Origin of the sequence: Sorangium sp. So ce295 (genome assembly GCF_051527405.1) — a bacterium.
In the GTDB taxonomy this organism is placed as follows: domain Bacteria; phylum Myxococcota_A; class Polyangia; order Polyangiales; family Polyangiaceae; genus Sorangium; species Sorangium cellulosum_B.
Genome location: NZ_CP150324.1, coordinates 3,736,301 through 3,753,447, shown reverse-complemented (window position 1 = coordinate 3,753,447; position 17,147 = coordinate 3,736,301). Strand labels below are relative to the sequence as shown.

Here is a 17,147-nt window from a genome sequence, read left to right as displayed (position 1 = left end):
CTCCCCGGGACGGCGCGCCGGTTCGCGCGGCGCGCCCGCTCACGTAGCCTTCGCGAAGATCCGCTTCAGCACCTCGCCCGTCGCCGTCGGCTGACGCGCCACCTCCCGCGGGGTGCCCTCCGCCACGATGCGCCCACCGCCGGCGCCGCCCTCCGGGCCGAGCTCGACCACGTGATCCGCGCACGCGATGACCGCCGGGTGGTGCTCGATGATCACCAGCGTGTCGCCGCGCTCGACGAGGCGATCGAGCACGCGGACCAGGCGCGTCACGTCCGCCAGATGCAGGCCGGTCGTGGGCTCATCGAGCACATAGAGCGTGGGCTTCGGCCGCGCGCCGGCCGTCAGCTCCGCCGCGAGCTTGAGCCGCTGCGCTTCGCCGCCCGAGAGCGTGTGCGACCCCTGGCCGATGTGGAGATAACCGACGCCGAGATCGCACATCGTCGAGAGCGGGGCGCGGATCTTCGGGTGGGACGCGAAGACCTCGACAGCCTCCTCCGCGGTGAGATCCAGGAGCTCGCCGACGGACAGACCGAGGTAGCGCACGTCGAGCGTCGCCGGCTCGAAGCGCGCGCCGCCGCACGCCTCGCAAGGCGTGGTCACGTCCGGCAAGAACGACATCTCGTGCGCGATGACGCCCTGCCCCTCGCACGCGGGGCACCGCCCGCCGGAGGCCGTGTTGAAGGAGAACCGCGCAGGGCCGTAGCCGCGCACCTGCGCGTCGGGGCAGGCAGCGTAGAGCTTGCGGACCTCGTCCCAGACGCCCAGGAACGTCGCGGGGATCGAGCGCGGCGTCCGGCCGATGGGCGACTGATCGACGGCCACCGCCCGCAGGATGCTCTTCGGCAGCCGCAGCGCCTTGTGCGGGCCCGGCTCGGGCGCCTCCAGCTTCAGCGCGCGGCGCGCGGCGGGGTAGAGCACCTTCTGGATCAGCGTGCTCTTCCCCGAGCCGGACACGCCGGCGACCACCGTCATCCGGCCCGCGGGGAGCCGGAGAGTGTCCCCCTGGAGGTTGTGCGCGCGGGCGCCGAGGAGCTCGATGTGCTCGCGCACGGGAGGGCGCGCCGGGCGCGCGCTGAGCAGCGCATCCTCGCCGGCGAGCGCCCGGGCGGTCGGCGAGTCGGGGTTCGCGAGCACCGCGCGCGACGGCCCCGCCGCGACGATCCGGCCGCCTTTGCGCCCGCCCGAGGGGCCGAGGTCGATCAGGTGATCCGCCGCGCGGATCGTGTCGGCGTCGTGCTCCACCATGAGCACGGTGCTGCCCATCCCGGCGAGCCGCCGGAGGTTGCCGAGCAGCCGGTCGGTGTCGCGCGGGTGCAGGCCGATGGTCGGCTCGTCGAGGACGTACAGCGCCCCGGTGAGGCCGCTGCCGAGCTGCGCCGCGAGCCGCAGGCGCTGCATCTCGCCGCCCGAGAGGGTGGCAGCGCGCCGATCGAGCGTGAGGTAGCCGAGGCCGACCTCGCAGACGAAGTCGAGCCGGCGGCAGAGCTCCTTGTGCGGCGCCTCGGCGATCAGCGCGCGGTCGCCCGTGAACTGTAGCCCCCTCGCCCACGCGGCCGCGGCCGCGACCGAGCGGCCCGACGCCTGGTGGTAACGCTCTCCCGCGAGCCGGACCGCCCGCGGGATCGGCGCGAGGCGCGAGCCGCCGCAGGCCTCGCACGGGTCGGGCGTCGCGAGCGCGTCGTCGTCGAAGTCCGAGGCGCCGGTCCCCTCGCATGACGCACACCGGCCCTGCTTCGTGTTGAAGGAGAACCAGCGGGGATCGAGCTCCGGGACACCGACGCCGCAGCGCGGGCAGGTGCGCGTCGTGGAGAGCAGCTGCTCACCGCCGCGGCCGCCGACGAGCTTGACCGCCCCCCGCCCGAACGCGAGGGCGCGATCGAAGACGGCGCGATCCAGGCCGTCCATGCGCCCCTCGTACATCACGAGGTCGATCGAGTGCTCGCGGCGCTTGTCGAGGCGAGGAGGGCTGTCGGTCGCGCACGGCTCGCCGTCGGCCAGCGCGCGGGTGATGCCGGCCCGGGCGGCGGCGGTGAACACGTCGAGGTACGTCCCCTTGCGCGCCACGACGGCGGGGGCGAGCAGCGTCCGCGCGCCGCGCGTCGAGACGAGCGAGCGGTAGACGTCGTCCGGCGAGCGCGCCTCGATCGGCACGTCGCAGTCCGGGCAGTGCGCCTCGCCGACCTTGGCGTAGAGCAGCCGCAGGTAGTGCGCGATCTCGGTCACGGTCGCGACGGTCGAGTTGGCGCCGGAGCGCGTGGTGCGCTGCTCGAGCGCGATCGAGGGGGGGACGCCGGTGACGCGATCGACGTCCGGCCGCGGCAGCGTGGGGAGGAACTGGCGCGCGTAGGGGGTCAGGGTCTCGAGGAAGCGCCGCTGGCCCTCGGCGAAGACCACGTCGAACGCGAGCGTGCTCTTGCCAGAGCCGCTCGGGCCGGTGATGACGACGATCTCGCCGTGCGGGATCACGGTCGAGACCTCGGCGAGGTTGTGCTCGCGGGCGCCCTCGACCTCGATCCGACCCCGGTCGAGCGACGCGCGCGCGACGCCGCCGCCGCGCTTGCCGGGCTTCGGGGCGGCAGGGGCCGATGCCGTGCCGCGACGCGGGCGCCGAGCGCCGCCGTCGCCCCGCTGCGCGAACCACTCGGCCAGCGAGACGCCGGTCCGCGTCGCCGTCCGGGCCACCTCCTCGGGCGTCCCCTCGGCGACGACGCTCCCGCCCTCGCTGCCCGCGCCCGGGCCGAGATCGACGACCCAGTCCGCCGCGGCGATGACGTCGAGGTCGTGATCGACGACGATCACGGAGGCGCCCTCGGCCACGAGCACGGAGAGCGCGGCGTTGAGGTGCGTCACCTCCGCGGGGTGCAGGCCAGCGCTCGGCTCGTCGAGGAGGAAGAGCGCGCCCGCGCAGGGCTCGCCGAGCGCGCGCGCGATCTTCAGCCGCTGCGCTTCGCCGCCGGAGAGCGTCGAGAGCGGCTGGCCGAGCGTGAGGTAGCCGAGGCCGAGCTGCTTGAGCGGCGCGAGCGCCCGCCGGATCGCGGGCTGCCCCACGAAGACATCGAACGCCTCGTCGATCGAGAGGTCGAGCACGTCGGCGACCGAGCGGCCGTCGAGCTTGACCTCGAGCACCTCGTCGCGGAACCGCTTGCCCTTGCAGGTCGGGCAGGTCAGCGACACGTCGGCGAGGAACTGCATCTCGATCGTCTCGCTCCCCTCGCCCGCGCACGCCTCGCAGCGCCCGAGCGCGACGTTGAACGAGAAGTGGCCGGGCCCGAGATCCCGCGCCGACGCCTCCGGCTGCTCGGCGAAGAGCGCGCGGATGCGGTTCCATGCGCCGGTGTAGGTCGCAGGGTTGCCCCGCGAGGTGCGCCCCAGCGGCGCCTGGTCGACGAGCGTGACGGTGCGGATGTCGGCCGTGCCCTCGATGCGCCTGTACAGGCCGGGCGCCTCGACGTCCTTGTAGCCGCGCGCCCTCGCGATGTGCCGGTAGAGCACGTCGTTCACCAGCGTGCTCTTGCCCGAGCCGCTCGGCCCCGTGATCGCCACGACGACGCCGAGCGGCACGGCGACCGTGACGTCGCGGAGGTTGTTCTCGCGCGCGCCGTGGATCGCGATCTTCCCGCTCGGCGCCCGGCGCTCCCCGCGCGCCGACGGCAGCGGGCCGCGCGCGGCGAGCCCGTCGGGCGGGCCGTCGAAGGTGACGCGCCCGCCCTGCTTGCCCGCGCCGGGGCCGAGCTCGACGACGCGATCGCTCGCCCGGATGACGAGCGGCTCGTGCTCGATGACGAGCACGGCGTTGCCGCGATCGGCGAGCTCGCGCATCGCCGCGATGAGCGGCGGGATGTCCGTCGGGTGCAGGCCGACCGTCGGCTCGTCGAGCACGAAGAGCGCGCCCGTCAGCGACGTGCCGAGCGCCGCGGTGAGCGCGACGCGCTGCGCCTCGCCGCCCGAGAGCGTGCGCGCCTGGCGGGCGAGCGAGAGGTAGCCCAGCCCGACCCGCTCGAGGTACCCGAGCCGCGCGATGAGCTCGCGGCGCGCCATCTCCCCCTGGCCCGTCTGCGGGCGCTCGGCCTCGAGGCGCGCGCGGGCGTCGCGGAGCTCGAGCTCGTGCCACGCGGCGAGATCCAGGCCGCCGACGCGGTAGAGGAGCGACTCGGGGGCGAGCCGCTTGCCGTTGCACGCGCCGCACACGTCGTAGGTGCGGTAGCGCGCGAGCAGCACGCGGACGTGCATCTTGTAAGTGCGCGTCTCGAGCCAGCGGAACCAGGCCTTCACGCCGGGGTACTTCCCCTGGGTCCATGAGCCCTCCCCCTCGAGCACGAGCGCGCGCTGCGCGTCGGAGAGGTCGCGCCACGGCTTGTCGGTGCGGATGCCTTTCCGCTCGCAGAACGCGCGGAGCAGCTTCCGCTCCCACGTCGTCGAGCGGCCGTTCCAGGGCCGGATCGCGCCGCCTGCGATCGACTTCGAGGGGTCCGGGATCACCTTGTCGTAGTCGATGCCGAGGGTGCGGCCGAAGCCGCGGCACGAGGGGCACGCGCCGGTGGGGGACTGGTACGAGAACAGCCCGGGGCGCGGCGGATCGAAGGCGCGCGCGCACGAGGGGCAGGCGAGCCCGCGCACGAGCCGGAGCCGCGTGGGCCCCGCCCCCTGGCCGCCCTGCTCGTCGGCCTTGCGCTGCAGGTGGAGCGAGGCGTCGCCCCCGCTGCCCTTCCATGCCTCCTCGATGGCGGCGCCGAGGCGCCGGCGCTCCCGGGGGGCGACCCGGACGCGATCGACGATGACCTCGACCTTGTCCGCGCCGCTCATCGCCTCGGACGGCGCCACGGTGTCGATGTCGCGCGCCTCGCCGCGGACGAGGAGGCGCCGGTAGCCGGCGGCGAGCAACGACTCGCGCACGTCGAGGAACCGCTCGGTCCCGGCGACCGCGATCGGGTACGTGACGAGCGCGGTCGCCCCCTCGTGCGCGCTCGCGGCGAGGTCGGCCGCGCGCGCCGGGTCGGTCCGCGCGGCCGGCGCCTCGCAGGACGGGCAGACAGGCACCGCCTCGCGCGCGAAGAGCGCGCAGAAATACGGTTCGAGGTCGGCCATCGTGGCGACGGTCGACCGCGAGCTCTTGACCGGCGCGCGTCGATCGACGGCGACGCCGGCCGCCACCGGCTCGAGCGCGTCGATCGGCGGCCGCTCGAGCCGCTCGAGGAACTGGCGAGCGTACGGGCTGAAGCTCTCGACGAACCGGCGCTGTCCCTCGGAATAGAGCGTGTCGAGCGCGAGCGACGATTTGCCAGCGCCCGAGACGCCGGCGATGGCCACGAGCTCGCCGGGCCGGAAATCGAGGTCGATGCCCTGGAGGTTGTGCGTGCGGGCGCCGCGGAGACAGATCGAGTGCATAGGACGCGCGGTAGGGTGAACCCGCGGGGACGCCGTCCGGAGTGGACACGGCCGCGTGTAAAACCGCGAGTGTTTAGCCCCCTTTCAGCCCATCGTCGCGAACGATCGTACGTGGGCGGCATGCCGACCCAGCGTGCTGCGGCATTGCGTTCTGCGTCGTCGAATTATCACGGTCCGTGGCGAGGGGTGCGCACGGCGCTCGGGCGACCCGGCAAGCCGAGCGCGGCGGGCGCGCCCGGCAGGCGCGGCGGCTAGCCGTTGACGAGGAGGATCGAGAGGTAGCCGTAAGTCGTTGCTGGTCCAGTTCGGGCTCAAGGTCTGGCCGCACATCCCGATGTTGTAGGTGCCCGCGGTGAGGCCGGTGATGACGGCGCTGAGCCCGAAGGGGACGCGGGTATCCGCGGGGACACGGCCGCCGGCCATACCAAGGCCGACCGCCTGGACCTCGTCGAGCACCGGGCCAGACGGCCCGGAACGAACCCGCTGGTAGCACATGTAGAGCTTGAGGCTGTCCGCAGGCGAGCCGTCCGTGCCCAGGTACCGATGCGCGGTCGCATAGATCGACTGGCTCGTCGATGAGATCGCCACCAATGCTGTCGGCCCGAAAAAGTCGACAGGCCTCCCGGCCGGCAGCGCGGTGTGCGGGCCGACACCCTGGACCGTCAGTGTCAGCACGACCCCCTGGGGCCCGGTCGGACCAGCAGGGCCGGTAAACCCACGTGGCCCCTGCGGACCGGTAGGGCCCACTGGTCCTGTCGGACCGGTAGAGCCCGCTGGCCCAATGGGACCGGTAGGGCCCGCTGGTCCCATGGGACCCTCCGGTCCGAGCGCGCCCACCGGGCCTTCTGGCCCCATCGGACCTTCTGGTCCCATCGGGCCCTCCGGTCCGATTGCGCCCACCGGGCCTTCTGGCCCCATGGGCCCTGCCGCCCCTGCGGGCCCTGCCGGGCCCTCCGGCCCCCTAGGTCCAGCCCCGCCTTCCGGCCCCGCGGGTCCGGTGGGGCCTGCGGCGCCCGTCGGCCCGATCTCCCCGATCGGTCCGGCCGGCCCTGTCGGACCAGCAGCACCCGCAGGCCCAGTCGCACCGACCCCCCCTCCGGCCCCGTCGGTCCAGGCAGCCCCTGCGGACCCTGAAGCCCCGTCGGCGAGCCGACCCACTCGCCGTTCTCGTCGATCACGAGGACGCCGTTCACGATGATCCCGCGCTCGCCGAGCACCAGCGTGTTGCCGCTCGTGGTGTTGACCGTGACCGAGGTCGGCGTGATGTCGCCGTTCACATTGCCGGCGAGCAGCGCGTACGGCACGCTCGCGACCGTCGCGCGCGGCTCCAGCTCGACATCGTCGCCCACGGTGATGCCGAGGTACCGCTCAGCACCGTCGAAGATCGCCTGCTCGAACGGGACGATCGCGCCGAGGCGCACCGAGAAGAAGCCGTCCTCGAACGTGATCGAGTGGACCTCGCTCCACAGGGGCGTCGAAGCGTCGCGCTCGTCGTAAAGGGCGAACACGACATCGAGCGTCGCGCTGATGGGCACATCGCGCTCGTCGTAGAGCCGGCCTTGGTGGGTGATGGTCGCCGGGACCGCCGCAGCCGCGGTCCCCGCGACCACGACCGCGCTCGCCGCCAGGGCGGATGCCGTCATGCATCGCGCGATCATCGACGTCCTCATCGCCAGCTCCTCGTCATGGCAAGCTCCCGTCGGCTCCGATGAGCCCTCCTCGCATCCGCACCTTGGGTGAGGTCGACGTCCCCTGGTTCTGCGTCGGCTGCCCGAGCGTGAACACCATGCGGTAGCGCGAGCTCCTCGCGACCTCGCCAGCCGTCACCGTCTCGGTCGCCCCGACGCGCCTGGGAGTCGGCGCGCCGCCGCCCTGCCCGCTGCCGCCCTGTCCCTCACCGCCCTGCCCGCCGCCGCCGTGCCCATCGCCGCCCTGCCCGCTGCCGCCCCACCCGCCATCGCCGTCCACGGTGCCGGAGTCCGTGGCGACGCCGCAGCTGCAGCTGCACCCGGGCATCAGCGCAGAGCTCACCACGATCGCCCCGAGCCAGGCCGAAAAGCGCAGTCCGCGATTCACTGAGTCCTCCAGGCTGACGGCACGTCGTGCGAAAGGACCATTGGACGAGCGGCGGCGATCGGCGTCAAGCGATGACGCCGCCACCGCAGCGGACGCGCCGCGCGAGCTGCGCCCAGCAGCGGCGCCGCGCGGGCGCAGCCCGGTGAAGCGGTGTGGACAGGCGGCGGCGCGCGCGCTATGCGGCCGCGTGAGCCGCGCTGGCAAAGAGAAGGAGCGAGAGGGGGAGAAGCTCATCGTGCGCAACAAGCGCGCGACGTTCGACTACACCCTCGACGATCGGTTCGAGGCAGGGTTGGTGCTGCTCGGCAGCGAGGTGAAGATGCTCCGCGACGGCGCGGCCGAGCTCACCGACAGCTGGTGCGCCATCGAGAACGGGGAGGCGTTCCTGAAAGGGGTCAACATCCCCGTGATGCCCGGCGCCGCCTTCGGGCACGAGGCGAAGCGCCCGCGCAAGCTGCTGCTGCACGAGAGCGAGATCGAGGCGATCCGCAAGAGCGTGGAGCGGGAGGGCATGACCGTGATCGCGACCCGCCTCTACTTCAAGAACGGGCGCGTGAAGGCCGAGATCGCCCTCGCGAAGGGGAAGAAGACCGTCGACAAGCGCGAGAGCCTGAAAGAGAAGGATGCCACCCGCGAAGCCCGCGCGGCGATGGAGCGGGCCCGCGGCGGCGCCGCCCGCGCGCGGAGCGCCGGGCTGCGGAGGCCGGAATGACGTCGCACCTCACCTGGTCCAAGGGCGGCGAGGCAGAGCTCGTCGAGATCGACGGCGATCGCGTGCGGCTCCACTCGACCGCCTCCTCGGCGCCAGGAGCGCGCGTGGAGGGCTCGCTCCAGCCGACAGGGACGGCGATCCGCGTGAAGGTCGCCCGGTGCCGCCTGCGCACACCCACCGAGCCCAACGACGCGGCGCCCGGTGAGCGCACCTACGAGATCGAAGGCCGGCTCATCGATGCGACGCGCGAGGTCCGCGCCGAGCTGGCGCGGCTCGTCGGCGGCGAACGCACGGGCTGAGCCGCGACGTTCCGTCCCGCAGCGAACGCCCAGGCTGTTCTACAGCGGCTGCGCGGCGCGGCTCGTCCGGCGGCGAGTGTTGCGATGGCCCGGCGCGGCCCATACGCTGTCATTCTATGAAAATTACGTCGCGCCCTCGTGTAATTCTGCGCCGCTGCTCGACGTATGACGTGGCGAAGATCCGCGGCATCGTGCGCAGCGGCCTCGAGGAGCTCTCGCTGCGCCCGCACGGCCGGACGCTCATCAAGCCCAACGTCGTCGCGTCGGGAGCGCACTTTCCGCACGCGTACACGCGGCCCGAGTTCGTCGAGGGGGTGATCGGCGCGCTCAAGGATCGCGACGACGGGCGCGTGAGAGAGCTCGCCGTCGGGGAGCGGTGCGGCATCACGCTCCCGACCCGCATGACGTACGAGAGCGCCGGCTACTACCCGATGTTCCGCAGGACCGGGGTCAAGCACTACCACTTCGAGGAAGAGCAGCAGGTCGAGATCCCGCTCACGCACGAGGGCCGGCTGCGCGACTACGTGTTCACGCCGGAGCCCGTCGCGAAGGCCGACTTCTTCGTGAACTGCCCCAAGTTCAAGTCGCACCCCTGGACCACCGTGACCTTCTCGATGAAGAACTACATCGGGATCCAGGACGATCGGCACAGGCTCATCGATCACGATCATCGGCTGAACGAGAAGGTCGCCGATCTCCAGTACATCGTGCAGCCGCAGTTCATCGCGATCGACGCCATCACCGCGGGCGAGGGGCGGATGCTCACGCCCTCGCCGTTCGACCTGGGCCTCATCATCATGGGGAACAACCAGGTCGCGTTCGACTCGGTCTGCTGCCAGATCATCGGCGTCGATCCGAGGAGCGTCGATCACATCCGCCTGGCGTCGGAGCGCGGCTTCGGCCCGATGGACCTCGGCGAGATCGAGATCACGGGCGACGTGACGCTCGAGGAGGCGAAGCACAAGGCCAAGGGGTTCAAGGTGGGCCTCGTCCGCGTCGAGAAGTACTTCGAGGGCACGAACATCACGGCCTACGCGGGCGCGCCGCCCGAGCCCGAGCACACCGACTACTGCTGGGGCGGCTGTCCAGGGGCCATCGAGGAGGCGATCGAGATCCTGCGTGAGTACGACAAGGAGTGCGACGCGAAGATGCCGCGGATGCACGTCGTGTTCGGCGCCTACGAGGGCCCCATCGACGCGAAGCCGGGCGAGAAGGTGATCTTCATCGGCGACTGCGCGACGTACAAAGGGAAGATCGGCGATCAGCTGGTCAGCGTCGAGAGCCTGTACCGGGAGCGGAGCGCGCGGGACCCCTACACCGCGAAGCACGATGACGTCCTCGCGAAGATGGTGAAGGTGACGACCAAGCTCGCGATGGCCCGGAACGAGACCACCCTCCGGCTCGAGGGCTGCCCCGTGAGCGTGGCGGAGCAGGTGCTCACGCTGGTCACGCTGGGCAAGACGAAGAACCCGTACTTCGCCCCCGACCAGCTGCTCGACTTCAACAAGGCGTACGTCGCCTGGCGCGGGGCTTCGCTCGCGAAGCGGCTCGCCGGCAAGCCCTACCAGGTCCACGGCGCCTGCTCGCGCGGCGACGCGGCGCCCGAGCTCCCGTCCGAGCCGCCTAGCTCGCAGGCCGCAGAGTGAGATCGAAGAGGACGTCGAGCTCGTCCCGCACCTTGAAGGCGCCGAGCGGCCCCTTGACCTCGCGCACGCCGAGCGCAGCCATCGACAGCTGACAGGTACCCGTCACCCCGATCGCGCCGTCGCCGCGATCGCGCGAGGAGAGCCGCGCCACCAGCGAGGCGCTCCCCGAGGCGACCTGGACGCGCACCTCGGCGCGGTCACGCGTGGCCCCCGAGGCGCGCACCGCCACGATCTCGGTCCCCGCGAGCACCTCGCCCCGCAGGCGCCGCTCGATGTCGCCGCGATCTCCCGCGGACAGCGCGTCGGGATCGACGCGATCGCCGCGCAGGACCCCCGCGACGGAGAGCTTGGCCACGGGGACCTCGAGCTCGGCGGTCCATGACTCGCCGTCGAGCCGCGCCCGACCGCGCAGCTCGGACGCCGTGATCTCGAGGTCGTGCGCCAGGCGCGCGAGCATGCCCACGGCTCGGGTGTGGATCGTCAGGCGGGACGCGTTCGGATCGAGGTGCAGCTCGCTCATCGGATGGAGCTCCTTTTCATCATCATGCAAGGGCGCGCCGGTCAGCGACGCTTGGAGCGGCGGGGGCCGTCGGGCACGAGCACGTAACGGCTCGACGACGGCTCGGGCTGCCGGAGGAGTTCGGCTCGGAGCAGCGCCTCCGCGAGCCGCGCCTCGATGACCTCGTCCGTGACGCCTGGCTCGAGGGTCACCACCGCGGCCTGGATGTCGCGCGCCAGGGCGTCGAACTCCGCGCTGTCGAAGGCGTAGATGTCGTCGGGGAACAGGAGCGCGAGCGGCTTCCGCTCCACCGCCGTGTTCGTCAGCGCCGCCAGGTCGCTCTCGACGATGAGCATGACGCGAGCGCGCAGGCACATCCCCCTGCAGCGCGCCGCCAGCGCCTCGGCCGAGCCGACGAGCAGGACCGATCGAGGCGCGTTGACCGCCTTGGTGGCCTCGTCGTCCCCGTGCTCCTGAGTCATTCCCTGAAGAGTACGTGAACGAGCGGATGAAGCCATCCCTCTTGCGCCGCTCACGCCATCACCGTGAACGTCAAGCAGCCGGTCGGGGCAAGGCGAGCCGAGCCGCCGCGGCCCAGGCGCGCTACTCCCTGCAGCGAGCCGCCGCGGCGAGCGCGAGGACGAGGGCGCTCGACGCGAGCAGGGCGGCGCTCGCGGGCTGCCCGAGCCCGAGCGGCGACGGGCCGCCGAGGAGGTTGACGGCGTTGCCCCGGGGCAACAGTGCGCCGATCACCCCGGCCGAGCCACCGAGCAGGAGATCGGCCGCGAGCGGCACGAAGCGGCCGAGGCCGCGCCGGAAAAAGGTCGCACCGAGCGAGAACCAGCCAGCGTAGGCGGCTCCGGTGAGCGCGCCGATCCACCCACTGACGAGCATGTCTCGGACGAATGGCGCAGCGCCGGGACCATGGGCGGCGGCGACGACGACGACGGCGAGCAGCGCTCCCACGAGGGCGGAAGCGAGGGCCGTGGCCAGGGCGATGCCGAGCGCGACATGGTGGGACGAGGCGCCGAAGCGGGCCACCGGCCAGGCCGCGTCGCGCAGCGTGGTGCGATCGGCGGCGTCGGCGGCGAGGGCGAAGATCGTGAGCGGCGTGGCGAGGCGGAACGTGGAGAGCAGCGCCCGGTCCACGGCCCCGGAAGACCCGAACGCTATCTCGATGACCGCTGCCGCGACCGCGAGCGCGGCGCCGAGCCCGAACGCCAGCAGCGGACGCCGCGCGCGGAGGCGGCTCAGGGTCATCTCCATCCCGAGGCGGACGCCCGTCAGCGCGCGCCCACCCCGCTCGGCCCCCCCTTCCGCGGGAGGAAGCGGCCGCGCCGCGGCGCTCGATGCGCTCTCACCCACCATCGTGGCGTCCTGTCTCCGCGGCGTGCGGCGAACCGTCGGCCCCCGCCGGGTCGGCCCCGATCCGTCCGCCGGCAGCGGCATCGCCGTGCGCCGACAGCGGCACACCAGCGGGCGGGGACGGGCCGTCCGACGGCCGGCTGAGCGGCGCTGCCTGGACGAGCGGCGCCGGTGCGTCGAACGCCGCCACCGCAAACGGCCCCTCGGGCGCGCCCGGCAGCGGGGCAGCACCCTCGACCGCAGGTGCGCCGAAGGGCCGGCGCGAGCGAACGGCGGCCAGGTGCAGCGCGGTCGCCGCCCGCACGTCGTGCATCGACGGGGGCGGCGAGGAGATCGCGATGAGCGTGACGTCCTCCCTCGCGGCCGCATCCAGGATCGCGAGCGCGGCCGCCTCCCTGTCCGCGGCCCGGATCCGCAGCGTCGACGACGCCTCCGCCGGCCCCTGCTCCCACGCGCCCGCGCGCACGGCGGGAGCGCTCGCGAGCGCCGCGGCGAGCGCGCGAGCGCCGGGCGCGTCGGGCGCCCGCTCGTGGACGAGCACGTGGATCTCGACCTCGGGCCGCCCAGCGCCCGGCGGGGTCGCGCCCGGCGGGGCCGCGGCGAGGCGGTCGCCGGCGCCGGGCTCGGTGCGCGCGATGACGCCGCGATCGAGCACGTGGATGCGATCGGCGAGGGCGCTCGCGTCGGCGGTCGAGGACGTGACGAGCACGACGCAGGCGCCAGCTGCAGCCAGGGCGCGCAGGCGCTCTCGGACCGGCTCCGGAGACGGCACGGCGACGTCGGCGAACGGCTCGACGAGGCAGAGCAGGAGCGGCCGCGGCACCCCGAGGGCGAGCGACAGCTCGACCGCCCGGGCCTCGGAGAAGCTCAGCGAGGCCGTGCTGCGGGCGAGGAGCGGCGCGACGCCGAGCGGCTCGAGGAGCGCCGCGGCGCCGCTCGCGGGCGCGCCGCGGGCCCGGAGCGCGACCGACATGAACGACGCCACCGACGCGCCGTCGGGCAGCTCCGGGGTGGCGGCCAGGACGCCGATCTGCGCCCGCGTCGCCGCGCTCCGGCACGGGTCGCGCCCCGCCACGAGGACGCGACCAGCGAGGGGGGCTGCGCGGCCTGCGAGCACCTCCGCGAGGGCGAGCGTCCCGTCCTCCGGGGCGCCGAGCACCGCGTGCACGCCCGAGCCGAGGGCCAAGGACAGGCCCGAGAGGCCCCCCCGAGGGCGCCCCTCTTCGCCGGCGCCGTCCCGCGCGCGCACGCCCTCGAGCACCACGACAGGAGCGCCCGGGCTCATCCCGCAGGGCCTCCCGCCGAGCGGGCCGCGAAGGAGAGGAACGCGCCGAGCGCTCCCGGGATCGACCACCTCGAGTCGCCGGCGAGATCGGCGAGCCCCCAGGGGACGAGGGTCAGCACCAGGAACAGGGCGCGCCCTCGCGCCCCGGCGACGCGGCCGCTCGCCGCCGCGAGGCCGCCGAGCGTCACACCGGAGACCGCGCCGAACAGGGCGAGCGCCGCGCCGTACGCGAGGTGCTGGAGGCCGAGCAGCAGCGAGCCGGAGAGGAGCGCCGCGAGCACCGAGAGCGCGGCGAGCGGGAGCGCGACGACGCGCGCGACCTCGAGCATCGCGGCGAGGCTGCGCACGCCGTGGAGCGAGGCCCGCGAGATCCCCCGGGCGGCGGCGAGCGCCTCGACGCCGTCGCGGCGATCGGCCCCCGGGCGATCGTGCGCCGCGGCGAGGGCGATGGGGCCGGCGGCCGCCCACGCGAGCCCGCGCGCCGCGGACCCGAGCAGCGCGTCCAGCGAGGTCGTCCCGTCGTCCAGCCCGAGCACGAGCGCCATGACGCCGCACCCGAGCGAGATGAGCGCCGCCATGGCGAGGCCGAGCCGCCCGCCGCGCGCGCCGCGGAGCCGCGCGCAGCCGAGCGCGACGGCTGCGCGCAGCGAGCGCCGCGCGGCCGCGCGCCGCCGCGCGGGATCGTCCGGGCGCTTGCTCGGCGCGTCGCGCGGTTCGGGGTCGTGCGGGCGGGTCATCGGAGGAGCGTGCGGACGGCGCGGCGGCGACGCGCGCTGCTAGCGCTGCCCTTCCAGGCGCCCGGGCGCAAGGTGAATGTGCCGCGGGCCGGAGCGCGCCGCCGGAATGTGGTGCCGCCGCGCGCCAGCGCCACCCGTTACGACGGCGTCGCGACCGCGAGCCCCGGCGCGCTCGTCGCGACGCCGAGGGGGCCTCAGTCGTACGAGAGCCCGCGGCGGCCCTTGTGCTTGCGCTTGCGCTCCTTGTCGGCGACGCCGATCTTGCCCCACTCGTAGGTGATTCGACGGCGGAAGGCGCCCAGCGCATCGCCGCCGTGCAGGAAGAGCTCGCGCGGCGAGTCCGTCTCGCCGATCGTGGGCTCCCAGAGATCCGACGGGACGAACGCGAGCAGCGCCGGTGCGCTCATGCGCATCCGGCTGATGAGGAGCCCGCACGTCGTTCCTTCGCCCGGGCGCGAGCGCTTCGCGCGCTTGGCGCGGCTGCGCGGCGCCCCGTTCACCCCGGCCGGCCGCGCGCAGCCGCCGCCGAGCACGAGCTCCTCGTTGCCCCGGGGGTGCCAGGTCCACATGCGCTCCACGCTGAACGCCCCCTCGGCCGACCCGGCCCGGGACGCGTTGCGCACCTCCTCCGGCGCGAGCGCCGCGAGCTGCGCCGCCGCGCGCGCGTCGACGAGCGGCTCCAGCCGGAGCGGGCGATCGCGCGTCACCTCGAGCACCACCTCGAAGCTGTTCACCTCGCCGGCACAGCAGCGGACGCCGACCTCGGGGCGGCGCGTGTCCGGCTTGACGCCGCGCCCGTGAGCGCATCGCCCCACGAGCTCGCCCGTCGGCCCGTTGCCTCCGCGCAGCGTGACGAGCCCCTGCTTGCCGCTGTCCCGCTGCCACTGGCTCGAGGTCCAGGTCCATACGCCGCCATGGAGATCGTGCACCCCGAACGCGCTCACGCACCCGGCGTTCACCCCGTTGGGCGTCAGGACCCGGCTCTGCCCGGTCGCGCAGACCGGCGCCTTGTACGTGTCGCCGTACTCGTACGTGGTGTTGTCCGGCCCCTTGCAGGCCCGCTCGATCTCGAGCTCCGTGCAGAGGCGCTTGCCCTGCGCCTCGCACAGCGCGCGCGCCTCGTCTTGCGCGATGTTCGTGGTCGGGATCGCGCCGACCTCGTTGGGGTACGAGAAGATGTCGATGTAGAAGCCGTGCATCACGACCTGCGCGCCCGCCATCTCCTCGTCGGCGATGCGCGGCAGCCGGTCCGGCGGCGTGCCCGCGATGAGCACGCCCTTCGGGATCCACGCCATGCCGGGGCGCGGCTCCGGCTCGGTCTGGCTCACGTCCCAGGGCGGGGCGGCGTCGAGATCGGCGTCCGTGCCCTGCGGGGCGCCGCCGCGATCGCAGCCGGGAGAGGCCGCGAGGAGGCCGGCGAGCGAGGCGGCGACGGCGAGGGCCTTCCCCCCCGGCGCGCGGCCCTGTGCGCGGACTGAGCGCTGCTCGCCGAGGCCCACGGGCTCACTCGGCGTCGCGCTCGCGGAGGTTCAGCTCCTTCATCTTGAGCTGGAGCCCCTTGCGCGAGATCTTGAGGAGCCGCGCGGCGTGGGTGACGTTGCCGTGCGTCTGCTTGAGGGCGCGCTCGATGAGGTCGCGCTCGAGCTTGCTCATCGCCGCCTTCACCTGCTCCTTGAGGCCGTCGGGCGTCGAGGGCGCGGCGGAGGTGTCCGCGGCGGCGGCCGCGAGCGGCAGCGTCGCGCCGGGCGACGACGTGGCGCCGCCGCGGATCTCCTCCGGCAGGTCGTCGAGGCGGATGCGCGCGCCGTCGGCGAAGAGCAGCGCCCGCTCGACGACGTTCTCGAGCTCGCGGATGTTCCCCGGCCAGGCGTGCGAGGCCAGGCGCTCGAGCGCCTCGGGCTCGATGCTCTCGATGCTCTTCTTGAGGCGCGCGTTGAACTTCGCGACGAAGTGGGTGCAGAGGTGGGGGATGTCGCTCCTCCGGTCGCGCAGCGCGGGGAGCGCGATCGGGACGACGTTGAGCCGGTAGAAGAGGTCTTCCCGGAACGTGCCCGCCGCGATCTCCCGCTTGAGGTCGCGGTTGGTGGCGGCGACGAGCCGGACGTCGACGTGGATGGTCTTGATGCCCCCGACCCGCTCGAACTCGCTCTCCTGCAGGACGCGCAGGAGCTTCACCTGCATCTCGTTCGGGATCTCGCCGATCTCGTCGAGGAAGAGCGTCCCGCCGGAGGCGAGCTCGAAGCGCCCCGGCTTGGAGGCGACCGCGCCGGTGAAGGCCCCGCGCTCGTAGCCGAAGAGCTCCGACTCCATGAGGTCCTTCGGGATGGCCGCGCAGTTGACCTTGATGAACGGCCGGTCGCGACGGCTGGAGTTCTCGTGCAGCGCCCGCGCGACGAGCTCCTTCCCGGTGCCGCTCTCGCCGCTGATGAGCACCGTGGTCGGCGTGTCGGCGACCCGCTCGAGGATCGCGTAGAGCTCCTGGATGGGCGGGCTCTCGCCGATGATGCCGAAGCGGTCGGAGCCCCCCCGGGGCTGCGCCGCGGAGACGTCCCGCGTCGCGTCCGCGCTCGCGAGATCGCGGGTGCGGAGCGCCTTCTTCACGACGACGCGCACCTCGTTCTGATCGAACGGCTTCGTGATGTAGTCGAACGCGCCCGTCTTGAGCGCCTCGACGGCGTTGTCGACGGTCCCGTGCGCCGTGAGCAGCACCACGGGCCGCGACGGGTCGTCGCGGAGCGCGGCGCGGAGCAGGTCCATGCCGTCGACCTTGGGCATCCGGAGATCGGTGATGACCAGATCGATGTGGTGCTCCTTCAGGAACGCGAGCCCCTCCTCGCCGTCTTCCGCGGTGTGGACCTCGTAGCCATCCCGGCCGAGCTGGGCGCTGAGGACCCGCCGGAGGTTCGCCTCGTCATCCACGACGAGGATCTGCTTCTTTTCGGGGAGCATCACCGGGCGAGACTAGCAGAACCGGAAACCAAGCAAGCGCCGGGACCGCCCCTCGACGCTCCGGCCGGTCGCCCTCGCGCCGCGCGGGCGCGCCGGCGGCGTTCCCGTCCCGCTCCCCGCGGCCGCCGCCTCGCTCGGCGCTCCCATGCCGTCCCCCGGCTGTCGCTTCGCTCGACGCTCCTGTCCCGCTCCCC

Annotated in this window: 14 protein-coding genes; 3 read left to right on the top strand and 11 right to left on the bottom strand. The window is 73.7% G+C overall.

The window, feature by feature from the left end; all coding sequences use genetic code 11:
* Window positions 1–39 precede the first annotated feature (39 nt).
* From uvrA to WMF11_RS14380, 4 genes are all read right to left on the bottom strand, one after another.
* A complete protein-coding gene (uvrA, locus tag WMF11_RS14395) occupies window positions 40–5,385 on the bottom strand; it encodes an excinuclease ABC subunit UvrA (RefSeq protein WP_437977855.1) in 5,346 nt (1,781 codons plus the stop codon).
* Window positions 5,386–5,469: 84 nt separating this feature from the next.
* Window positions 5,470–6,060, bottom strand: coding sequence for a hypothetical protein (locus tag WMF11_RS14390; protein WP_437908958.1), 591 nt, complete (start codon window positions 6,058–6,060; stop codon window positions 5,470–5,472).
* On the bottom strand, window positions 6,054–7,028 hold the full coding sequence (locus tag WMF11_RS14385) for a hypothetical protein (RefSeq protein WP_437977854.1): 975 nt from the start codon (window positions 7,026–7,028) through the stop codon (window positions 6,054–6,056). Before WMF11_RS14385 ends, WMF11_RS14390 begins: the two co-directional genes overlap by 7 nt.
* Window positions 7,029–7,068: 40 nt before the next feature.
* A complete protein-coding gene (locus WMF11_RS14380; RefSeq protein WP_437908956.1) occupies window positions 7,069–7,461 on the bottom strand; it encodes a hypothetical protein in 393 nt (130 codons plus the stop codon).
* A 187-nt stretch (window positions 7,462–7,648) separates the two neighbouring features.
* Between WMF11_RS14380 and smpB the strand changes: the two genes are divergently transcribed.
* From smpB to WMF11_RS14365, 3 genes are all read left to right on the top strand, one after another.
* Window positions 7,649–8,173, top strand: a complete 525-nt coding sequence (gene smpB / locus WMF11_RS14375) for an SsrA-binding protein SmpB (protein WP_044968393.1) — start codon at window positions 7,649–7,651, stop codon at window positions 8,171–8,173.
* A complete protein-coding gene (locus WMF11_RS14370; protein WP_437908955.1) occupies window positions 8,170–8,472 on the top strand; it encodes a hypothetical protein in 303 nt (100 codons plus the stop codon). Before smpB ends, WMF11_RS14370 begins: the two co-directional genes overlap by 4 nt.
* 170 nt (window positions 8,473–8,642) lie before the next feature.
* Window positions 8,643–10,118 carry a DUF362 domain-containing protein gene (locus tag WMF11_RS14365; RefSeq protein ID WP_437977853.1) on the top strand — a complete coding sequence of 492 codons (1,476 nt, stop codon included), beginning with the start codon at window positions 8,643–8,645 and terminating at the stop codon, window positions 10,116–10,118.
* Here WMF11_RS14365 and WMF11_RS14360 read toward each other — a convergent pair.
* From WMF11_RS14360 to WMF11_RS14330, 7 genes are all read right to left on the bottom strand, one after another.
* The gene (locus WMF11_RS14360) at window positions 10,096–10,638 is read right to left on the bottom strand and encodes a hypothetical protein (RefSeq protein WP_437908954.1); all 543 of its coding nucleotides are present in this window, start codon (window positions 10,636–10,638) and stop codon (window positions 10,096–10,098) included. The genes WMF11_RS14365 and WMF11_RS14360 overlap by 23 nt on opposite strands.
* Window positions 10,639–10,679: 41 nt before the next feature.
* Window positions 10,680–11,099, bottom strand: a complete 420-nt coding sequence (locus WMF11_RS14355; RefSeq protein ID WP_437552393.1) for a hypothetical protein — start codon at window positions 11,097–11,099, stop codon at window positions 10,680–10,682.
* Between the two features lie 121 nt (window positions 11,100–11,220).
* Window positions 11,221–11,985 carry a hypothetical protein gene (locus WMF11_RS14350; protein WP_437908953.1) on the bottom strand — a complete coding sequence of 255 codons (765 nt, stop codon included), beginning with the start codon at window positions 11,983–11,985 and terminating at the stop codon, window positions 11,221–11,223.
* The gene (locus tag WMF11_RS14345; RefSeq protein ID WP_437977852.1) at window positions 11,975–13,267 is read right to left on the bottom strand and encodes an ABC transporter ATP-binding protein; all 1,293 of its coding nucleotides are present in this window, start codon (window positions 13,265–13,267) and stop codon (window positions 11,975–11,977) included. Before WMF11_RS14345 ends, WMF11_RS14350 begins: the two co-directional genes overlap by 11 nt.
* Window positions 13,264–14,004: a hypothetical protein gene (locus WMF11_RS14340; protein WP_437908951.1), complete on the bottom strand. Its 741-nt coding sequence runs from the start codon at window positions 14,002–14,004 to the stop codon at window positions 13,264–13,266. The genes WMF11_RS14345 and WMF11_RS14340 overlap by 4 nt, the downstream gene beginning before the upstream one ends.
* A 194-nt stretch (window positions 14,005–14,198) precedes the next feature.
* Window positions 14,199–15,503, bottom strand: a complete 1,305-nt coding sequence (locus tag WMF11_RS14335) for a formylglycine-generating enzyme family protein (protein ID WP_437977851.1) — start codon at window positions 15,501–15,503, stop codon at window positions 14,199–14,201.
* Window positions 15,504–15,507: 4 nt separating this feature from the next.
* A complete protein-coding gene (locus tag WMF11_RS14330) occupies window positions 15,508–16,953 on the bottom strand; it encodes a sigma-54-dependent transcriptional regulator (protein WP_437910984.1) in 1,446 nt (481 codons plus the stop codon).
* Window positions 16,954–17,147 lie beyond the last annotated feature (194 nt).

Coding starts and splice junctions, on each gene's coding strand:
- uvrA (WP_437977855.1), bottom strand. CDS start 5,385: ATGCACTCGATCTGTCTCCGCGGCGCCCGCACGCACAACCTCCAGGGC.
- WMF11_RS14385 (WP_437977854.1), bottom strand. CDS start 7,028: ATGACGGCATCCGCCCTGGCGGCGAGCGCGGTCGTGGTCGCGGGGACC.
- WMF11_RS14370 (WP_437908955.1), top strand. CDS start 8,170: ATGACGTCGCACCTCACCTGGTCCAAGGGCGGCGAGGCAGAGCTCGTC.
- WMF11_RS14360 (WP_437908954.1), bottom strand. CDS start 10,638: ATGAGCGAGCTGCACCTCGATCCGAACGCGTCCCGCCTGACGATCCAC.
- WMF11_RS14355 (WP_437552393.1), bottom strand. CDS start 11,099: ATGACTCAGGAGCACGGGGACGACGAGGCCACCAAGGCGGTCAACGCG.
- WMF11_RS14350 (WP_437908953.1), bottom strand. CDS start 11,985: ATGGTGGGTGAGAGCGCATCGAGCGCCGCGGCGCGGCCGCTTCCTCCC.
- WMF11_RS14345 (WP_437977852.1), bottom strand. CDS start 13,267: ATGAGCCCGGGCGCTCCTGTCGTGGTGCTCGAGGGCGTGCGCGCGCGG.
- WMF11_RS14340 (WP_437908951.1), bottom strand. CDS start 14,004: ATGACCCGCCCGCACGACCCCGAACCGCGCGACGCGCCGAGCAAGCGC.
- WMF11_RS14330 (WP_437910984.1), bottom strand. CDS start 16,953: ATGCTCCCCGAAAAGAAGCAGATCCTCGTCGTGGATGACGAGGCGAAC.